Below are 16988 nucleotides of genomic sequence, written 5' to 3' on the forward strand. Positions count from 1 at the left end.
ATCGCCTAGCCTCAAGCCGCGAGTTCCGCCTCCCCGGTCTTGGCGCCGGTGATGTAGGAGACGATGTCCTGGCCGTCGGTATTCTCCTTGCGCAGATTGGCGACGATGCGGCCGCGCCGGAACACCACGATGCGGTCACACAGGTCGAATACCTGGCGCATATTGTGGCTGATCAGGATCAGCGGCTCGCCATTGTCCTTCAGCGTGCGGATGATGTTTTCGACCTGCGCCGTCTCCTGCACGCCGAGTGCGGCTGTCGGCTCGTCCATGATGATCAGCTTGGAGGCGAAGGTCGCGGTCCGTGCGATCGCCACGCACTGCCGCTGGCCGCCCGACATGTGGCGGATGGTGTTGGAGAGATTGGGGATCTGCACCGCCGTGCGCACCAGCGCCGCCTCGGTTGCCTTGCGCATGTATTTGCGGTCGAGGATTGAGAAGGGCCCCAGATTGAACAGCACCTTTTCGCGGCCGAGGAACAGGTTCGACGGCACGTCGAGATCGTCGGCCAGCGCCAGGTTCTGGAACACTGTCTCGATGCCCGCGGTGCGGGCCTCGATCGGCCCGGCAAAATTCACTTCCTTGCCGTCGAACCAGATCTGGCCGCTGGTGCGCTGCTCGACAGCGGTGATCTGGCGCACGAAGGTCGATTTGCCGGCGCCATTGTCGCCCATGATGGCGACATGCTCGCCCTTGCGCAGTTCGAAGTTTGCGCCTTCCAGCGCATGCACGCCGCCATAGCGCTTGGTCAGGTTTTCGGTCTTCAGGACGATGTCTGACATGGTCAAGCCCTCAATGCCCGCAGGCGTTGGCGCCACTGGTCGAGAACGACCGCGCCGACGATGATCACGCCCTTCACCATCTCCTGGTAGTAGGCGTCGAGGCGCAGGAAGGTGAAGCCGGAGATGATGACGCCGAAGATCAGCGAGCCGATCACCGTGCCGATGATCGAGCCGCGGCCGCCCGACAGCGAGACGCCGCCGATGACGGCCATGGCGATGGCGTCGAGTTCGTACATCACCCCCATGCCGGCCTGGGCGGTGAGGTTCTTGGACGAGAGCACCACCGCGGCGAGCGAGGCGAGGATGCCGGCGATGACGTAGACCAGGATCTTGTGGTTGGCGATCTTGATGCCGGACATGCGCGCGGCGTCCTCATTGGAGCCGATCGCGTAACAGTGCTTGCCGTAGCGTGTGTAGCTCATGATGAGCTGGAACAGCACGGCCAGCGACAGGAAGATGATGACGGGCATCAGGCCCTTGCCGATCGCCGCGAAACTGTCGGTGGGAAACGAGATGGGCTGGCCCTTCGACCACCATTTGGCGATGCCGCGCGCGGTCACCATCATGCCGAGCGTGGCGATGAAGGGAGGAATGCGCGTGTAGGCGATCAAGGAGCCATTGACGAGGCCGGCGAGCAGCCCGCAGCCGATCGCCACCAGCAGCGGCACGATGACGGGCAGGTCGGTCCAGCCTTGCGCCAGGAACATCGCCTTCGGGTTGGGATTGCCGTTGACGGTCGCCACCTGGGCGAAACTCATGGCGATCATGGCGGTGGCCCCGACGATCGAACCCGAAGACAGGTCGATGCCGCCGCAAATGATCACCTGCGTCACGCCGATGGCGATGATGCCGACGATCGACACCTGCAGGATGATGATCTGCAGGCGGGCCTCATTGAAGATCCCCGAGACGTCGCTGCGGGTGTTGAACAGGAAACTGTCGCCGAGAAAGATGCGGCCGATCAGTTCGAAGATGACGACGAGAATGACGAGCGCCAGGAAAACGTTGAATTCGGCCGGCCAGGCGCGCTTCTTCGCATCGTAGGTAAGCCCTCCGACGCCATGAGATGTCTGTGCCAATCTTCTATCCTCCGTCAGCCGCGGTCGCGCCTCGAGCGCCGTCAGGCGCCGAGGGAAAGGGGAGCGGCGCTGCCTTCTGCGCGCGCGCCGCTCCTATGTCCGCGGCTCAGTTCTTCTTCAGGAACTTGTCGATGTTTGCCGGGGTGACAAGCTGGAACGGCACGTAGACCTTGTGCTCGACCTTCTCGCCCTTGGACAGTTTCAGCGCCGCATCCAGCGCGCCTGCGCCCTGGCCGGCGGCGTCCTGGAACACGGTTGCATCGAGGTCGCCGGCCTGCATGGCGGCAAGCGCGTCCTGCGTGGCGTCGACGCCGCCGACGACAACCGACTTCATGTCGATGTTGGCGGCCTTCATCGCCTGGATGGCGCCGATGGCGCTTTCGTCATTGTTGGCGATGACGCCGTCGAACTTCTTGCCGGTCGACAGCCAGTTGGTCATCAGGTTCTGCGCCTCGTCGCGGTTCCAGTTCGAGGTCTGCTTGTCGATGATCTTGATGAAGCTGCAGTCCGGCGTGGCGATCACCTCTTCAATGTCCTTGGTGCGCTGCACGGCGGCCTGGTTGGAAAGCTCGCCCATGATCACATAGACATTGGCTTCCTTCTTGCCGGCTTCCTTGAACAGGCGGCAGACTTCCTTGGTCTCGAGCGTGCCGGAATCGGCCTCGTTCGAGGCGACGAAGGCCTGATTGTCGGGCAGCGAGTTCACGTTGACCGGCTCGCGGTTGACATAGACCAGCGGGATCTTGGCGGCGGCGGCAGCGTCGGACATCGCCTGCGTGGCCGAGGTGTCGACCGGGTTGACGATGATGGCGTCGACGCCCGAAGCGGCGAAGTTCTTGATCTGGTCGAGCTGCTTGGCAACGTCGTTCTGTGCGTCTTCGACCTGCAGCTCGACGCCACTCATGCCCTTGGCCTGGGCGATCATGCCGTTGCGCAGCACGGTGAGGAAGTTGTCATCGAACTTGGCCATCGATACGCCGATCTTGGCGGCAAAAGCCGATGAACTCATCAGCGCCGCGAAGGCGACGCCCAAAAGCAGTTTCTTCATTGTATCTCTCCTCCACTTTTGGTGTCCGGTTGCACCGATCTATCCGGAATCCCCGATCTCCCCGGGGAATCTCTCCCTGATATCGCTTCGCTCCGTGTGGCATCCCCTACTTGGGCTGGCCCCTGCTTGAGCTGGAATGCCAAACCCTCTGTTTGAAACAGACGTTCCGGAACGAAAGAACCAAAATGTACAGTGGGTGAAATATTTATTCCATTCCAGCGGAACGTCAAGGGCGATTCCGCGGCCTGCCGCCGGATTTTCGGATCGTCCTGATGGATTCTATCATTTCCGGCGGCTGCTCCCGCCCGGCAAAGGTCAGATATTTTCCGGCAGATAGATGTCGAAGGGCAGGAAGGTCTGGCCAGGCGCGTTGGCCGCGCCGGTTTCGATGGCATGCACCATGCGATCGACCAGTTCGCGGCAGAGCGCGGCGAGCGGCGTCGAGATCACCATGGTGAGGATGTTGTCGGCGAGTGCCGCGCGCGACTCGGCGTTGATCTCGTTGCAGACGACCACCGGCATATGCACCGGCCTTGCTGCCCGCAGCGCCGAGACCGCGCCTTCCATGCCGCCGCCCGCGACGTAGCAGCCGGCAAGATCCGGATAGCGCGCCAGAAGATCGATCATCGCATCATGGGTCACCTGGTTTGCCTCCAGATTGACCAGCGTTTCCAGCACGCCGAAGTCGGGTGCATGCTCGCGAAAGAAAGAGCGGAAGCCGATCTCGCGCAGCTCGTGGCCATGGAAACGATGGCTGCCGACGAAGAGGGCGACCTTGCCGGGCTGCCGCGCCGCCCTGGCGATCATCCAGGCCGCGGTACGACCGACCTTGCGGTTGTCGAGGCCGACATAGCCCTCGCGGATACCGGCGGCAAAGTCGGACAGCAGCGAGAAGACCGGTTGCCCTCTCGCCTTCAACGCCTCGACCGCCGCCGTCAGGGTCGGATGGTCCGGGCCGACAACGGCGATGGCCCTCGATTTTGCCGCCAGCTTGCGCATCTGGGCGGCGATCTCGTCGGGGACCAGGGAACTGGCGAAGTCGATGGTTGCGGCGCCACGGAACCGCTGCGATTGCGACACCGCCAGTTCGAGCTCCGCCGCGAAATCGCCGTAGAAGACATCGTTGCCTCGCAAAAGCAGGAAGCCGAGCCGGTACTCCGGCAGTTCATGGCGCATCCGTTGCTTGATCAGGCCGGCCGCGTGATAGCCGATCTCGGTCGCGGTCTCATAGACGCGCCGCGCGGTCTCCTCGCGCACCGGCAGGCGATTGTTGAGCACGCGGTCCACCGTGGCAACGCTTACGCCGGAGATGCGTGCCAGATCGGATATGGTCGGCCGTTTCGCCATGGTCGCCCCTCGGTTCCGTTGCCGGGCACGATACATCATTCTGATAGGAAATGATAGAAACTATCTTTGTGATATTGAGTCTATCATGGGCAAGCGGTACTTTCACGCTAGAAGCCATATGGGCAACCGGCATTCGCCTGGGCGAGTGCCTGCCGAGGAGGCAATCATGATCACTGCGCCGTCCCGGCGGGACTACAGCCTGATCGGCCGCGACGCCAAACTAGCCGTGGAAACCGGCCTGTCGGCGGCCGAGTGGTATCACACCGACGTGTCCCGCAAGCAGATGAAGGAGCTGATGCAGCGCTCCGACGGGCCGGCGATCCGCGACACCGCGATCTGGCTGGCCGCGCTCATCGCCAGCGGCGCCGGTGGCGCCTTGTTCTGGGGCAGCTGGTGGTGCGTGCCGTTCTTCTTCGTCTACGGCGTCCTCTACGGCTCATCGACGGATTCACGCTGGCATGAATGCGGGCACGGTACGGCGTTCCGGACGCAGTGGATGAACGATGCGGTCTATCAGATCGCCTGCTTCATGATCATGCGCAATCCGGTGACCTGGCGCTGGAGCCACACGCGCCATCACACCGACACCATCATCGTCGGCCGTGACCCGGAAATCTCGGTCATGCGGCCGCCGGACCTGGTGCGCGCGCTGCTCGGCTTTGTCGGCGTGCTGGACGCCTGGCATGCGATGTCGGACATGCTGCGCAACGCCGCCGGCAACATCAGCGCCGCCGAAAAGACCTTCGTTCCCGAGCAGGAGCAGGGCAAGGCGATCCGCATTGCCCGCATCTGGACGGCGATCTATGCCGCAACCATCGCGCTGGCGATCTATTCCGGCTCGTTCCTGTCCTTGATGCTGGTCGGCCTGCCCAGGCTCTATGGCGCCTGGCATCACGTCATGGTCGGCCTGCTGCAGCATGGCGGCCTCGCCGACAATGTCATCGACCATCGGCTGAACAGCCGCACCGTCTACATGAACCCGATCAGCCGCTTCATCTACTGGAACATGAACTACCATGTGGAGCATCACATGTTCCCGATGGTGCCCTACCATGCGCTGCCTAGGCTGCATGAACTGATCAAGCATGATCTGCCGGCGCCGACGCCGTCGATCCTGGCCGGCTATCGCGAGATGGTCCCGGTCTTCCTGCGTCAGCTGCGCAACGAGGATTATTTCCTCAAGCGCGAACTGCCGGCGACCGCCAGGCCATACCGCGAGGAATTCCACAACGATGTCGTCGCCGCCGCTGCGGAATGATCGCGCGCTGGCTATCCGATCTTCCAGGGGAGGACTGAATGAGCGACTGGGTCGAGGCGTGTGCCGCCGGTGACATCGATGAAGAGGACGTGATGCGCTTCGATCATGGCGGCCGCACCTTCGCCATCTATCGCAGTCCCGACGATGACTATTTCGCCACCGATGGGCTTTGCACGCATGAAAAGGTGCATCTCGCCGACGGTCTGGTGATGGACGACATCATCGAATGCCCCAAGCACAATGGCCGCTTCAACTACAAGACGGGCGCGGCCCGTGGCGCCCCGGTCTGCGTCAATCTGAAAACCTATCCGGTCAAGGTCGACGCCGGCAAAGTCCTCGTTCAGATCGGGTGACGGAGATGGCGCGGGGCATGGTCATCATCGGCGCCGGCGAATGCGGCGGGCGGGCAGCACTTGCGCTGCGCGATCTCGGCTATGATGGGCCGGTGACGCTGGTCGGCGACGAGCCGTATCTGCCCTACGAACGGCCGCCTCTGTCCAAGGAGGCGATGGCCAGCGACGCGCCGGAAATCAAGGCGATCGCCAGCGACGCGGTGCTGGTCGAGAGGTCGATCCGCCATATCCATTCCGTCCAGGCCGTGGCGATCGATCGCGCCGCACATAGGGTGCGCCTGTCGGATGGTTCGGTCCTGCCTTACGACAAGCTCCTGCTGACCACCGGCTCGACCCCACGCAAGCTGCCGATGCCCGGCCTTGGCGCGCGCTGCGTGTATCTCAGGACCTTCGCCGATGCGCTGGCCATTCGCGGCCATCTCCGTGCCGGCAACCGCATTGCCGTCATCGGCGGTGGCTTCATCGGCCTCGAACTCGCCGCCGCGGCCCGCAAGCTCGGTGCTGCGGTCACGGTCATCGAGGCGCAGCCGCGCATCCTGATGCGCGGCGTGCCGGCCGAGATCGCCGAAATCATCCATCAGGCCCATGTCGCCGAAGGCGTCGACATCGTGTGTGGTCAAGGTATTGCCTCCATCGCCGACGACGGCAGGCAAGTGTACCTGACACTCGCCGGCGGGCGCGAGATATCAGCCGACCTCGCCATTATCGGCATCGGCGCCGTGCCGGTGACCGGGCTCGCAGCCGAGGCCGGCCTGACGATAGACAATGGCATCGCTGTCGATGCCGAGCTGCGCAGCAGCGATCCCGACATTTTTGCCGCCGGCGACTGCTGTTCGTTCCCGCTTGCCGTCTATGGCGGCCGCCGCGTGCGGCTGGAGGCCTGGCGCAACGCCCAGGAACAAGGCGCACTGGCGGCAAAGAACATGCTCGGTGCCGGCGAGGCGCATGCGGCGGTGCCGTGGTTCTGGTCGGATCAGTATGGCCTGTCACTGCAGATAGCCGGACTTTCGGACGAAGGCCGAAACACGGTGCGCCGCGATCTCGGTGACGGCGCCTTCATACTTTTCCATCTCGCCGAAGACGGCAGGCTGGTGGCGGCCAGCGGCATCGGCCCCGGCAATGCGGTCGCCCGCGACATCCGGCTGGCCGAAATGCTGATCGGCAAGCGGGCCAAGCCGGCACCGGAGGCGCTGGGATCGCAGGCCGTCAAGCTGAAGTCGTTGCTGGCGGCGTGAACCGGTCTAAAAAAGCGCCTTCAGCTCCGGCAGCTTGTCGTTGACCAGCCAGCCGTAATAATTCTCCTCCGGCAGTTTTTCCGGCTCGCCTGCGGCGCGACGCCTGTCGTTTTCCGCTTTCAGCGCATCGGCGCGCTGCTCCGGATTGCCGACATTGTAGAGAGTCGCGGTCAGCCCGGGATTGCCCGAAATGTCGAAGCCGGCAATGCTCTTGTAGGCATCGATCGATTTCCTGATCGTCGCGGCGACATAAGGCAGTGTCAGATCGGGATCCATGATGGTCTTGTAGACCGAATTGGGGTCACCGACATCGAGCTTCGGCAGGCCCGACACCTTGTGCACGAGATCGCTCATCTGCAGCGCGGTCAGCGGGTTGAGCTGACCGAGCCCAAAAGTCTGGCCGGCATAATAGGGCTGGAAGAAGGTGGCGCCGAAGCGGTCATCGGGAAAGTCCTCGCCGCCGACGTTCTTGCCGCGAAACGTATGGTTCCAGACCTGTTCACGACATTCCCAGAGGTCGTAGCTGTCCGACATCCCGGCGCATTTCTTGAATTCCGGCCGCTGCACGAAATCGGTGATGTCCTCGCCATCATAGGCGAAGGAGAGCTTGCTGGAGAGGTAGGAGATCGCCTTGACGTAATAGGTCTGCAGCCGGTCATAGGCGTCGACATTGTAGGTGTGCTCGCCGACGATGGCGCCGACGATATGCATCGGATCGATGCCATAGGCGGCAGCGGCCTTCTTGATCTTGCCGCGCAGGTCGGGGTCGTTCTGCAGCAAGGCATAGACCTTGCGGTATTTCGCCTGGAAGGTGGTGTTGGTCGCCTGCGTGCGCCGGCTCGACGCGCCGGGGATATCGGGCTGCTCGGCATTGCGGTTTCCCGCCGGCACCAATGTCGCCGCCTCAGCGGCGAACAGCGTCACCGCCAGCGTCAAGCAGAGAATGACTGGCCTGAGAATGATTGGGATGAGTTTTTTCATGCGTCCGCCGCCTGCAATCTTGCGGGCAAACTAGGGTAGTGCTCCCGTTCGAGTCGAGAGCGCCCCTTCACCCGGCAAGACGAAAGGTGGCCAGATGGTACCATCTGGCCACACATGATTGTTCTGCCGGGTTGCCTGAACCGGCGCCGGACCAGCCGGCRCCGTGCTTTAAAGGATGAATCGCGACAAATCTGTGTTTCGCGACAGGTCGCCCACATGCTTTTCCACATAGGCGGCGTCGATGGTGACCGATGTGCCGTTGCGGTCGGGCGCGTCGTAGGAGATTTCGTCCAGCACCCGCTCCATCACCGTCTGCAGCCGCCTGGCGCCGATATTCTCGACGCTGTCATTGAGGTCGACGGCAATGCCGGCCAGCGAATCGATGGCGTCGTCGGTGAAGGTCAGGTCGACACCCTCGGTCTTCATCAGCGCGATATATTGCTTGATCAGGCTCGCTTCCGTCTCGGTCAGGATGCGGACGAAATCTTGCTTCTCCAAGGCCCGCAGTTCGACGCGAATCGGCAGGCGGCCCTGCAATTCGGGCAACAGGTCGGACGGCTTCGACACGTGGAACGCGCCCGAGGCGATGAACAGGATGTGATCCGTCTTCAACGGCCCGTATTTGGTAGCCACCGTGGTGCCTTCGACCAGCGGCAGCAGGTCGCGCTGCACGCCTTCGCGCGAAGGGCCGCCGGAAATGTCGGATCTGGCGGCGATCTTGTCGATCTCGTCGAGGAAGACGATGCCGTCATTTTCCGCGGCATCGAGCGCCCGGCGCACCACCTCGTCCTGGTCGAGCAGCTTGTCGGACTCGTCGCTGACCAGCAGATCGTAGGACTCCTTCACCGTCGTCTTGCGCAGCTTGGTCTTCTTGCCGCCCATCGCCTTCGACAGCATGTCGTTGATGTTGAGCACGCCGATATTGGCGCCCGGCATTCCGGGGATCTCGAAGCCGGGCATGCCGCCATTGCCGGTGTCGGCCACTTCGATCTCGATTTCCTTGTCGTCGAGCTCGCCGTCGCGCAGCTTTTTGCGGAAAGAGTCGCGCGTCGCCGGGCTGGCGGTCTTGCCGACCAGCGCTTCCAGGACACGTTCCTCGGCATTGATGTGGGCGCGCGCCTTGACGTCCTCGCGCATCTTTTCGCGGACGAGCCCGATGGCGATCTCGACGAGATCGCGGATGATCTGCTCGACGTCACGGCCGACATAGCCGACCTCGGTGAATTTGGTGGCCTCGACCTTGACGAAAGGCGCGCCGGCCAGCCGCGCCAGGCGGCGCGAGATTTCGGTCTTGCCGACGCCGGTCGGGCCGATCATCAGGATGTTCTTCGGCATCACCTCTTCGCGCATCTGGCCTTCCAGCTGCTGGCGGCGCCAGCGGTTGCGCAAGGCGATGGCTACGGCGCGTTTGGCGTCCTTCTGGCCGATGATGAAGCGGTCGAGTTCCGAAACGATTTCGCGGGGAGAAAATGTCGTCATAGCTAAATTCCACTTTGCCACTGCTTGATGGCCTCGAACGGATGCAGCAGCATGATCACGTTGAGTGTCAGATTGTCCCGGATGAGATAGCCGGTACCGAGTTCGAAGAGGATGGCGAGGCTGACGATCACCCATATAGGTAGCCTTCGCGCCATCACAAATCCCAGCACCATGGCCAGTGTGTCGGACACCGAATTGATGATGCTGTCGCCGTAATAATCGAGCGAGATGGTGCCGGCGCGGTAGCGGTCGATGATGAACGGGCTGTTCTCCAGCAGCTCCCAGCCGCCCTCGATGAGGACGGCGAAGGCCAGCCGCAAGCCGATCGGCGAACGCGGAAACAGGAACCTCGCCAAGGCATAGAACAGGAAGCCGTGGATGATGTGCGAGAAGGTGTACCAGTCGGAAATGTGCTGGGAATTCTCCGAACTGTTCACCACGCCATGCCAGAGTTTCACGTAGCCGCAGGTGCAGATCGGCGTCCGGCCCATGCCATAGAGAGCCCCGGCCTGGAAGATGAGCAGGCCAAGGACGAGCAGAAGACCCATGCGCCAGCTGTCTTCATAGGCCGAATAGCCATCATCCGCGGCCGGCTTGCTCATCTGGTTATTCCCCCATTTGTTCATCGTCGGCATCGATCGCCATCAGCACGACGTCGCCATAGACCGATTGCCTGCGGTCTATGGCCCGGAATCCGGCTTTTTCATAGGCGCGGATGGCCCGAATGTTGGCGGGGTTGGGATCAATGATGACGCGGGGCACACCTTCCTCGAACAGATCTTCGACGAACTGGCGTACGATCGCCGAGCCATGGCCGATGCCGACCAGCTCCGGCGGCCCGATCGACAAATCGATGCCGAGCGTGCCGAACGGCTGGTCGGCATAGGGATGGTCGTCTTCCAGATGCGGGTCGTAGCTCTGCAGATAGGCGATCGGCTTGCCGTCGAGTTCCACGATCAGCGGCTCGACCGAAATCGAGTCGATATGATCGCGAATCTCGGCGATCTCCGTCTCCGGATCGTTCCACCACTGGGCAACATGCGGCTCGGCGAGCCAGCCGGCGATCATCGGCAGGTCCTTTTCGGTAACCGGCCGAAAATCGTAGAGCACACCCTTCTCAGGCGGCATCGAGCGTTTCGACGACGAAATTGTTGTTGGTGTAGACGCAGATGTCGGAGGCGATCTGCATCGCCTTGCGGGCGATCTCCTCGGCATCCTTGTCGGTGTCCATCAGCGCCCGCGCCGCGGCCAGCGCATAGTTGCCGCCTGAACCGATGGCCATGACGCCATGTTCGGGTTCGAGCACGTCGCCGGTGCCGGTCAGCGCCAGCGAGACCGACTTATCGGCCACCAGCATCATCGCCTCCAGCCGGCGCAGATAGCGATCGGTGCGCCAGTCCTTGGCGAGCTCGACGCAGGCGCGCGTCAGCTGGTCGGGATATTGTTCGAGCTTGGCTTCCAGCCGTTCCAGCAGTGTGAAGGCGTCCGCGGTGGCGCCGGCGAAACCGGCGATCACATTGCCTCCCTTGCCGATGCGGCGGACCTTGCGGGCATTGCCCTTCATGATGGTCTGGCCAAGGCTGACCTGGCCGTCGCCGGCGATCACCACCTTGTTGCCCTTGCGCACCGTCACGATGGTCGTGGCGTGCATGGTCAGATTATCAGACATTTATTGGCTCCGATTCGCGCGATCCCAAAAGGCGATTGGCGCGGTACGAGTGATTTTATCGGCCATATGTATGCACGGGACCCATGATTGCAAATCGCCACTCCGGCAAGGCCGATACCTCTGTCCGAGGCAACTGGCAATCGCCGGATCATGCTGATAGAAGGCTTTCGTTTTCAAGCCGGTGAATGTTCGAAGCTCGTCTGCGGAGCTTTGAAACCCTGAGACAAGGACAAGGTCATGGCGCCCCGTTCCGCCGAAGCCAGCCGCAAGACCAAGGAAACCGACATCTCGGTGTCGGTCCATGTCGACGGCTCGGGCAAATCCGATATCGCCACGGGCGTCGGCTTCTTCGACCATATGCTCGACCAGCTGTCGCGCCATTCGCTGATCGACATGACGGTGAGGGCCAAGGGAGACCTGCACATAGACGACCACCACACGGTCGAGGACACCGGCATCGCGCTCGGCCAGGCGCTGACCAAGGCGCTGGGCGAACGGCGCGGCATCATGCGCTATGCCTCTTTCGACCTTGCCATGGACGAGACGCTGACGCGCGCGGCGATCGACGTGTCGGGCCGGCCGTTCCTGGTCTGGAACGTGTCTTTCTCGTCGCCCAAGATCGGTACTTTCGACACCGAACTGGTGCGTGAATTCTTCCAGGCGCTGGCGCAAAATGCCGGCATCACGCTGCATGTCACCAACCATTATGGCGCCAACAACCACCACATCGCCGAGACCTGTTTCAAGGCGGTGGCGCGCGCGCTGCGTGCCGCACTCGAGCCCGACCCGCGCCAGCCGGACGCGGTTCCCTCCACCAAGGGATCGTTGAAGGGATAGGCCATGGCCACCTATGTCGTGATGGAACCGCCCGGCCGCAGCGAGAAGGTCGACGCAACGGCCTTTATCCGCGACGGCTTCACCTGGCTCGGCCTGCTGGTGCCGCCGCTTTGGCTCGCCTGGCACCGGCTGTGGATCGAAGCCGGACTTGCCTTCGTCGTCATGGGCGCGCTTTCGATGGCTGGGCAAAACCTTGGCCTTGGATTGGCAAGTTCGCTGCTGTCGACGCTGGTTTCGTTCTATATCGGCCTGGAAGGGCAGGGGTTGCGCATAGCGGCCCTGCGCCGGCGCGGCTGGCATGAATGGGGCGCGGTTCAGGCCGGCCGGCTCCACGATGCCGACATACGCTATGCGCTGGAGATCGAGGGGCATGCGGAGGAAGCCGCGCCGCCGCCGCGCATCGTTCCGGATGCCGCCCAGGCGCGTCCGGCGCAGCCGGGCATGGCGCTGGGCCTGACCCACATACCGGGACGGCCCTGACATGCGGGTAGCAATCATCGACTACGGCTCGGGCAATCTGCGCTCGGCCACCAAGGCTTTCGAGCGCGCCGCGCGCGAAGCCGGCATATCGGCCGAAATCGACCTGACGGCCGATGCCGACCGGGTGCGCAGCGCCGACCGCATCGTCCTGCCCGGCGTCGGCGCCTATGCCGACTGCGCGGCCGGTCTGCGCGCGGTCGACGGCATGTGGGACGCGGTCGAAGACGTCGCCATCGCCAAGGGCCGGCCCTTCCTCGGCATCTGCGTCGGCATGCAGCTGATGTCTGAGCGCGGCCTGGAAAAGACCGTCACCCATGGCTTTGGCTGGATCTCGGGCGACGTCAAGGAGATCACGCCCGCCGATCCGGCTCTGAAAATCCCGCAGATCGGCTGGAACACGATCGAGCTCAGACGCCAACACCCGCTGTTTGTCGGCATTCCGACCGGACCGGAGGGGCTGCACGCCTATTTCGTCCATTCCTACCATCTCGACGCGAAAAAGCCGGCCGAGGTTCTGGCCGTCGCCGACTATGGTGGTCCGGTGACGGCGGCCGTCGCCCGCGACAATCTCGTCGGCACGCAGTTCCATCCCGAAAAGAGCCAGGCGCTGGGGCTGGCGCTGATCACCAATTTCCTGCGCTGGAGGCCCTAGTGCATGAGCAAGAAGGGTGCCTGAATCGTGATCCTGTTTCCCGCCATTGACCTCAAGGACGGCCAGTGCGTGCGCCTGAAGCACGGCGACATGGCGACCGCGACCATCTACAATGATGATCCGGCCGCGCAGGCAAAAGCCTTTGAGGACCAGGGCTTCGAATGGCTGCACGTCGTCGACCTCAACGGCGCCTTCAAGGGCCAGAGCGTCAACAGCGCGGCGGTCGGCGCCATCCTCAAGGCGACGAGGAACCCGGTGCAGCTCGGCGGCGGCATCCGCACGCTTGCGCAGATCGAGGACTGGCTCGACCGCGGGCTGGCCCGCGTCATCCTCGGCACGGTGGCGGTGCGCGATCCCGACCTTGTCAGGCAGGCCTGCAAGGCTTTCCCGGGCAAGGTGGCCGTCGGCATCGACGCCAAGGGCGGCAAGGTCGCGGTCGAGGGTTGGGCCGAGGCGTCGAGCCTCGGCGTCATTGAACTGGCGAGGAAATTCGAGGGTGCCGGCGTCGCCGCCATCATCTACACCGACATCGATCGCGACGGCGTGCTGACCGGCATCAACTGGGACGCCACCATCGACCTCGCCGAGGCCGTATCGATCCCGGTCATCGCTTCTGGCGGCCTCGCCTCGATCGCCGACATCGTGCGCATGACGATGCCCGATGCAAAGAAGCTTGAAGGTGCCATCTCCGGTCGCGCGCTCTATGACGGCCGCATCGATCCCGTCGAGGCGCTGGCGATCCTGCAGGGCCGGCCGGCGGCGGAGGCGAAATCGTGAAGATCACCATCATCCTCGCCTCCTATGACAGCGGCCACTATCACGGCGGCATGGGACAGGGCCCGGATGCGCTGATTGCAGGCGGTCTGGTCGACGCACTGACCATTGCCGGCCACGAGGTCGCGGTCGCGGATATCGGCAGGGTCGGTGACGACCAGGAACGCGAGATCGCCACCGGTTTCGCCGTCTGCAATGCCGTCTCGGGCGAGGTCCGCATTGCCATCGACAGGGGGCGGTTCCCCATCGTGCTGGCCGGAAACTGCCTGACATCGGCCGGCGCGGTCGCCGGCGAGGGTGCCGATGCGATCATCTGGGCCGACCAGCATGGCGATCTCAACACGCCCGAGACCTCGGTATACGGCTTTCTCGACGGCATGGCGCTGGCGACCGTGCTTGGCCTGTGCTGGCGTCCGATGGCAGCGGCCATTCCAGGTTTCAAGCCGATCGATCCGTCACGCTGTGTGCTTGTCAACGCCCGCGATCTCGATCCGGCCGAGGAAGAACTGCTCAAGACCTTGCCGGTCATCCGCACCGAATGTCCAGGCATTGGACCAGCAACAGCGAAGCTGAAGGCCGCAGGCGCCAAAAGCGTGCACATGCATCTCGATCTCGACGTGCACGACCCCAAGGAACTGCAGGCCAATCGATACGTCACGTCAGGCGGGCCCAGCCCGGAACAGTTGCGCGACGCGGCCTGCGCCATCGCGCTGGCGGTGCCGGTCGTCGGCATCACCGTTTCCGCCTACGATCCGGCCTTCGACGCGCAGGGCGACGTCCCGCCGCTGGTCGGCGAGCTGCTAAACGATCTCATCGCCACGATAGAGGGCCGCTGATGCTGAAAGCCCGTGTCATCCCGTGCCTCGACGTCAAGGACGGCCGTGTCGTCAAGGGCGTCAACTTCGTCGACCTCATCGACGCCGGCGACCCGGTCGAGGCGGCCAAGGCTTATGACGCCGCTGGTGCCGACGAGCTCTGCTTTCTCGACATTACCGCCTCGTCCGACAACCGTGAAACCATTTTCGATGTCATCGCCCGCACCGCCGAACAGTGCTTCATGCCGCTGACCGTCGGCGGCGGCGTGCGCCAGGTCGCCGATATCAGGAAGCTGCTTCTGGCCGGCGCCGACAAGGTGTCGATCAACACGGCGGCGGTGAAGAACCCGGATTTCGTCGCCGAAGCCGCCGACAAGTTCGGTAACCAGTGCATCGTCGTCGCCATCGACGCCAAGAAGGTCTCCGGCGCCGGCGAGGCCGACCGCTGGGAGATCTTCACCCATGGCGGGCGCGAGAAGACCGGCATCGACGCGGTCGAATTCGCGCGTCAAATGGTCGATCGCGGCGCCGGCGAGATCCTGCTGACCTCGATGGACCGCGACGGCACCAAGGCCGGCTACGACATCGCGCTGACGCGTGCGATCGCTGATGCGGTGCGCGCGCCGGTCATCGCTTCGGGCGGCGTCGGCACGCTGGATCACCTGGTCGAAGGCATTCGCGACGGCCATGCCGGCGCGGTGCTTGCGGCGTCCATCTTCCATTTCGGCACCTATACAATCGCCCAGGCCAAGGCGCATATGGCCGCCGCGGGCCTGCCGATGCGGCTGGACTCCTCGGGTGATCGGCCCTAGAGGCTGTTCCGGCTAAGAAAAGGGCCCCAGGCGCCATGGCTGAATTTTCGTTCTCCGATCTGGAGACAATCATCAGGGACCGCGCCCATTCCGGCGACCCGGACTCCTGGACGGCGAAACTGTTCGCGCGCGGCATCGACAAGGCGGCCCAGAAACTCGGCGAGGAGGCGGTCGAGACGGTGATTGCCGCCGTCAAGGGCGACAGACAGGGCCTCGTTTCCGAAAGTGCCGATCTTATATATCATTGGCTCGTCGTTCTCGGCCTCTCGGGTGTTCCGCTGAGCGACGTGCTCAAGGAGCTCGAAAGCCGCACCGGGCGTTCGGGCATCGCCGAGAAGGCGTCACGGCCCCAGGGCTGACCGCGAGGGAGGGCAGGTATCTCGATGGATCAGCTCGCGCCAACCGAGAAATATTCCCCCTTTCGTTTCTTCTCGGCCGAGCAATGGTCGCAATTCCGCGCCGACACACCACTGACGCTGAGCGAGGACGAGTTCCGCCGCCTGCGTTCGCTCAACGATCCGGTCGACCTCGAGGAGGTCAAGCGCATCTATCTGTCGCTGTCGCGGCTTTTGTCCGCCCATGTCGAGGCGAGCCAGCTCTTGTTCCGGCAGCGCCAGGCTTTCTTCAACGCCGTCGATATCGTCAAGACGCCGTTCATCATCGGCATCGCCGGCTCCGTCGCCGTCGGCAAATCGACCACCGCACGCGTGCTGAAGGAGCTTCTGGCGCGCTGGCCGTCGAGCCCCAAGGTCGATCTCATCACCACCGACGGTTTCCTGCTGCCCAATGAGGTGTTGCGCCGCGAGAACCTGATGGAACGCAAGGGCTTTCCCGACAGTTACGATGTCGGCGCGCTGCTACGTTTCCTCTCGGGCATCAAGTCGGGGCTGCCCGATATCCGCGCGCCGGTCTATTCGCACCTCACCTACGACGTCATTCCCGGCGAGTTCGTCACCATCGACCGGCCCGACATCCTGATCTTCGAAGGCATCAATGTCCTGCAGCCGGGCAAGTTGCCGCAGGACGGCAAGATCGTGCCCTTCCTGTCCGACTTTTTCGACTTCGCCATCTATATCGATGCCGACGAGAAGCTGATCCACGAATGGTACATCGCGCGCTTCATGCGGCTGCGCGAGACCGCCTTCCGCAATCCGGACTCGTTCTTCCACCGCTACTCGCAGCTTTCGGAGGAAGCGGCGCGCGCCATCGCCGAAGGCCTGTGGTCCAACATCAATCTGAAGAATTTGCGCGAGAACATCCTGCCGACACGCGCCCGCGCCGACCTCATCCTGCGCAAGGGCGCCGACCATCTGGTCGAGGAAGTGGCGCTGCGCAAACTTTAGACCGGAGCGTTTCACCGTTTCATGGAAACGGCGAAATGCTCTAACTC

At 63.4% G+C, this 16988-nt stretch carries 20 protein-coding genes; 11 read left to right on the top strand and 9 right to left on the bottom strand.

Going from position 1 to position 16988, the window contains the following annotated elements; all coding sequences use genetic code 11:
- Positions 1 to 11 precede the first annotated feature (11 nt).
- The 4 genes from AB4Z43_RS11375 to AB4Z43_RS11390 form a co-directional block, all read right to left on the bottom strand.
- A complete protein-coding gene (locus AB4Z43_RS11375) occupies positions 12 to 779 on the bottom strand; it encodes an ATP-binding cassette domain-containing protein (protein ID WP_441937470.1) in 768 nt (255 codons plus the stop codon).
- 2 nt (positions 780 to 781) lie between these two features.
- Positions 782 to 1858, bottom strand: a complete 1077-nt coding sequence (locus AB4Z43_RS11380; RefSeq protein WP_019862603.1) for an ABC transporter permease — start codon at positions 1856 to 1858, stop codon at positions 782 to 784.
- A 106-nt stretch (positions 1859 to 1964) separates the two neighbouring features.
- Positions 1965 to 2906 carry a sugar ABC transporter substrate-binding protein gene (locus AB4Z43_RS11385; protein ID WP_019860851.1) on the bottom strand — a complete coding sequence of 314 codons (942 nt, stop codon included), beginning with the start codon at positions 2904 to 2906 and terminating at the stop codon, positions 1965 to 1967.
- Between the two features lie 315 nt (positions 2907 to 3221).
- Complete coding sequence (locus AB4Z43_RS11390; protein ID WP_202361071.1) at positions 3222 to 4253, bottom strand: LacI family DNA-binding transcriptional regulator; 1032 nt, start codon at positions 4251 to 4253, stop codon at positions 3222 to 3224.
- Between the two features lie 166 nt (positions 4254 to 4419).
- Here AB4Z43_RS11390 and AB4Z43_RS11395 point away from each other — a divergent pair, with 166 nt between their 5' ends.
- From AB4Z43_RS11395 to AB4Z43_RS11405, 3 genes are read left to right on the top strand one after another with little or no spacing between them, the layout of a single operon-like run.
- The gene (locus tag AB4Z43_RS11395) at positions 4420 to 5511 is read left to right on the top strand and encodes a fatty acid desaturase family protein (RefSeq protein ID WP_441937473.1); all 1092 of its coding nucleotides are present in this window, start codon (positions 4420 to 4422) and stop codon (positions 5509 to 5511) included.
- Positions 5512 to 5549: 38 nt separating this feature from the next.
- Positions 5550 to 5864 carry a MocE family 2Fe-2S type ferredoxin gene (locus AB4Z43_RS11400; protein ID WP_019862608.1) on the top strand — a complete coding sequence of 105 codons (315 nt, stop codon included), beginning with the start codon at positions 5550 to 5552 and terminating at the stop codon, positions 5862 to 5864.
- Positions 5865 to 5869: 5 nt separating this feature from the next.
- Positions 5870 to 7099 (top strand): NAD(P)/FAD-dependent oxidoreductase, encoded by a 1230-nt coding sequence (locus AB4Z43_RS11405; protein WP_441937475.1) that lies wholly within the window; start codon positions 5870 to 5872, stop codon positions 7097 to 7099.
- 6 nt (positions 7100 to 7105) lie between these two features.
- Here the strand turns inward: AB4Z43_RS11405 and AB4Z43_RS11410 are convergent, their stop codons facing one another.
- From AB4Z43_RS11410 to hslV, 5 genes are all read right to left on the bottom strand, one after another.
- Positions 7106 to 8080 (bottom strand): DUF1402 family protein, encoded by a 975-nt coding sequence (locus AB4Z43_RS11410; RefSeq protein WP_441937477.1) that lies wholly within the window; start codon positions 8078 to 8080, stop codon positions 7106 to 7108.
- A 168-nt stretch (positions 8081 to 8248) separates the two neighbouring features.
- Positions 8249 to 9559: an ATP-dependent protease ATPase subunit HslU gene (gene hslU, locus AB4Z43_RS11415; RefSeq protein ID WP_027047638.1), complete on the bottom strand. Its 1311-nt coding sequence runs from the start codon at positions 9557 to 9559 to the stop codon at positions 8249 to 8251.
- A gap of 2 nt (positions 9560 to 9561) precedes the next feature.
- The gene (locus tag AB4Z43_RS11420) at positions 9562 to 10161 is read right to left on the bottom strand and encodes a DUF2585 domain-containing protein (RefSeq protein WP_069090759.1); all 600 of its coding nucleotides are present in this window, start codon (positions 10159 to 10161) and stop codon (positions 9562 to 9564) included.
- A gap of 4 nt (positions 10162 to 10165) precedes the next feature.
- The gene (locus AB4Z43_RS11425; RefSeq protein WP_019862613.1) at positions 10166 to 10687 is read right to left on the bottom strand and encodes a GNAT family N-acetyltransferase; all 522 of its coding nucleotides are present in this window, start codon (positions 10685 to 10687) and stop codon (positions 10166 to 10168) included.
- On the bottom strand, positions 10677 to 11228 hold the full coding sequence (gene hslV / locus AB4Z43_RS11430; protein WP_019862614.1) for an ATP-dependent protease subunit HslV: 552 nt from the start codon (positions 11226 to 11228) through the stop codon (positions 10677 to 10679). The genes AB4Z43_RS11425 and hslV overlap by 11 nt, the downstream gene beginning before the upstream one ends.
- Positions 11229 to 11465: 237 nt before the next feature.
- Here hslV and hisB point away from each other — a divergent pair, with 237 nt between their 5' ends.
- From hisB to coaA, 8 genes are read left to right on the top strand one after another with little or no spacing between them, the layout of a single operon-like run.
- A complete protein-coding gene (gene hisB, locus AB4Z43_RS11435) occupies positions 11466 to 12065 on the top strand; it encodes an imidazoleglycerol-phosphate dehydratase HisB (protein ID WP_441937480.1) in 600 nt (199 codons plus the stop codon).
- Positions 12066 to 12068: 3 nt separating this feature from the next.
- A complete protein-coding gene (locus AB4Z43_RS11440; RefSeq protein ID WP_441937482.1) occupies positions 12069 to 12545 on the top strand; it encodes a DUF2628 domain-containing protein in 477 nt (158 codons plus the stop codon).
- 1 nt (position 12546) lies between these two features.
- Positions 12547 to 13197, top strand: coding sequence for an imidazole glycerol phosphate synthase subunit HisH (hisH, locus tag AB4Z43_RS11445; RefSeq protein ID WP_038651438.1), 651 nt, complete (start codon positions 12547 to 12549; stop codon positions 13195 to 13197).
- Positions 13198 to 13224: 27 nt separating this feature from the next.
- Positions 13225 to 13974: a 1-(5-phosphoribosyl)-5-[(5-phosphoribosylamino)methylideneamino]imidazole-4-carboxamide isomerase gene (gene hisA, locus AB4Z43_RS11450; protein WP_441937484.1), complete on the top strand. Its 750-nt coding sequence runs from the start codon at positions 13225 to 13227 to the stop codon at positions 13972 to 13974.
- Positions 13971 to 14807, top strand: a complete 837-nt coding sequence (locus tag AB4Z43_RS11455; RefSeq protein ID WP_038651441.1) for an arginase family protein — start codon at positions 13971 to 13973, stop codon at positions 14805 to 14807. Before hisA ends, AB4Z43_RS11455 begins: the two co-directional genes overlap by 4 nt.
- On the top strand, positions 14804 to 15598 hold the full coding sequence (hisF, locus tag AB4Z43_RS11460; protein WP_064985396.1) for an imidazole glycerol phosphate synthase subunit HisF: 795 nt from the start codon (positions 14804 to 14806) through the stop codon (positions 15596 to 15598). The genes AB4Z43_RS11455 and hisF overlap by 4 nt, the downstream gene beginning before the upstream one ends.
- A 35-nt stretch (positions 15599 to 15633) precedes the next feature.
- Positions 15634 to 15957: a phosphoribosyl-ATP diphosphatase gene (locus tag AB4Z43_RS11465; RefSeq protein ID WP_019862623.1), complete on the top strand. Its 324-nt coding sequence runs from the start codon at positions 15634 to 15636 to the stop codon at positions 15955 to 15957.
- 24 nt (positions 15958 to 15981) lie between these two features.
- Positions 15982 to 16941, top strand: a complete 960-nt coding sequence (coaA, locus tag AB4Z43_RS11470; protein WP_019862624.1) for a type I pantothenate kinase — start codon at positions 15982 to 15984, stop codon at positions 16939 to 16941.
- Positions 16942 to 16988: the final 47 nt, after the last annotated feature.

Origin of the sequence: Mesorhizobium sp. 2RAF45 (assembly GCF_052115225.1) — a bacterium.
Lineage (GTDB): Bacteria > Pseudomonadota > Alphaproteobacteria > Rhizobiales > Rhizobiaceae > Mesorhizobium > Mesorhizobium jarvisii.

Excerpts from the sequence above, each read along its gene's own strand:
- coaA (WP_019862624.1), top strand. The coding sequence starts at position 15,982 with ATGGATCAGCTCGCGCCAACCGAGAAATATTCCCCCTTTCGTTTCTTC.
- AB4Z43_RS11440 (WP_441937482.1), top strand. The coding sequence starts at position 12,069 with ATGGCCACCTATGTCGTGATGGAACCGCCCGGCCGCAGCGAGAAGGTC.
- AB4Z43_RS11400 (WP_019862608.1), top strand. The coding sequence starts at position 5,550 with ATGAGCGACTGGGTCGAGGCGTGTGCCGCCGGTGACATCGATGAAGAG.
- AB4Z43_RS11410 (WP_441937477.1), bottom strand. The coding sequence starts at position 8,080 with ATGAAAAAACTCATCCCAATCATTCTCAGGCCAGTCATTCTCTGCTTG.
- AB4Z43_RS11405 (WP_441937475.1), top strand. The coding sequence starts at position 5,870 with ATGGCGCGGGGCATGGTCATCATCGGCGCCGGCGAATGCGGCGGGCGG.
- AB4Z43_RS11390 (WP_202361071.1), bottom strand. The coding sequence starts at position 4,253 with ATGGCGAAACGGCCGACCATATCCGATCTGGCACGCATCTCCGGCGTA.
- AB4Z43_RS11375 (WP_441937470.1), bottom strand. The coding sequence starts at position 779 with ATGTCAGACATCGTCCTGAAGACCGAAAACCTGACCAAGCGCTATGGC.
- AB4Z43_RS11395 (WP_441937473.1), top strand. The coding sequence starts at position 4,420 with ATGATCACTGCGCCGTCCCGGCGGGACTACAGCCTGATCGGCCGCGAC.
- AB4Z43_RS11420 (WP_069090759.1), bottom strand. The coding sequence starts at position 10,161 with ATGAGCAAGCCGGCCGCGGATGATGGCTATTCGGCCTATGAAGACAGC.
- hisH (WP_038651438.1), top strand. The coding sequence starts at position 12,547 with ATGCGGGTAGCAATCATCGACTACGGCTCGGGCAATCTGCGCTCGGCC.
- AB4Z43_RS11385 (WP_019860851.1), bottom strand. The coding sequence starts at position 2,906 with ATGAAGAAACTGCTTTTGGGCGTCGCCTTCGCGGCGCTGATGAGTTCA.
- AB4Z43_RS11425 (WP_019862613.1), bottom strand. The coding sequence starts at position 10,687 with ATGCCGCCTGAGAAGGGTGTGCTCTACGATTTTCGGCCGGTTACCGAA.
- hslV (WP_019862614.1), bottom strand. The coding sequence starts at position 11,228 with ATGTCTGATAATCTGACCATGCACGCCACGACCATCGTGACGGTGCGC.
- hisB (WP_441937480.1), top strand. The coding sequence starts at position 11,466 with ATGGCGCCCCGTTCCGCCGAAGCCAGCCGCAAGACCAAGGAAACCGAC.
- AB4Z43_RS11465 (WP_019862623.1), top strand. The coding sequence starts at position 15,634 with ATGGCTGAATTTTCGTTCTCCGATCTGGAGACAATCATCAGGGACCGC.
- hslU (WP_027047638.1), bottom strand. The coding sequence starts at position 9,559 with ATGACGACATTTTCTCCCCGCGAAATCGTTTCGGAACTCGACCGCTTC.